Below are 791 nucleotides of genomic sequence, written 5' to 3'. Positions count from 1 at the left end.
TCCCCGAATAATCGGGTTTAGTTTACTAATCAGGGCTGACTGAGGTGCTGTTTTATATTGTTTGATTACACCTTTTATCACTTCTGTGTGGGCAACAACTGCTTTTTGGCTGGGTTTTATGTGGGTTTTATGTCCGATTAATCGACTCTTATATCCCCCTGTTTTTCCAGACTTGTATTTTCCTACTGGGTATTGCCTGATATTGAATCCGAGAAAATCAAACCCAGGTTCTTCTGTTTTGCCATTATACTCAATAGGTTTGAGTGTGTGACAAATTCGAGTCTTTTCGGGTTTAATCTCTAATCCTACAGGGTTTAACCATTCGGTGATAGCAATTTTGCACTGTTCAATGATTCCTAGGTCTTTGGATATGACTACAAAATCATCGGCGTATCGTATTACCGTGGCAAATGGTTTGTTGTTGGTATTATTGGGATACATTTTTTCTATTAACCTAACCATCCCCAACAGTGCGATGTTGGCGAGTATTGGACTTATTACCCCTCCCTGTGGTGTCCCTGCTTCTGTATCCTCAAATACACCGTTATCTAGCACGCCTGCTTTGAGCCATTGTTTCAGGTCTCTTTTTAGGCTGCTTGAGCAATGAATTTTGGACAGTAGGTAATCATGGTTTATTCGGTCAAAACATTTTGCTATATCAGCATCGAGTACATAATATTCACCCTTGTTGATACTTGAGTAAATTCGTGCTATTGCATCTTGGGCTGACCGTCCGGGACGGAACCCGTAGCTTGTGCTTTCAAATCTCGATTCCCATTCAGGTTCGAGAG

1 protein-coding gene is annotated in these 791 nt (G+C 41.2%); it reads right to left on the bottom strand.

Annotated features, from left to right (window positions below; translation table 11 throughout):
• On the bottom strand, positions 1–791 hold a 791-nt coding region (locus P5674_RS25435; protein ID WP_315670446.1), incomplete at both ends, for a reverse transcriptase domain-containing protein.

Source organism: Limnospira sp. PMC 289.06, assembly GCF_032350395.1.
Classification (GTDB): domain Bacteria; phylum Cyanobacteriota; class Cyanobacteriia; order Cyanobacteriales; family Microcoleaceae; genus Limnospira; species Limnospira platensis.
This window is presented reverse-complemented; position numbering and strand designations above follow the sequence as displayed.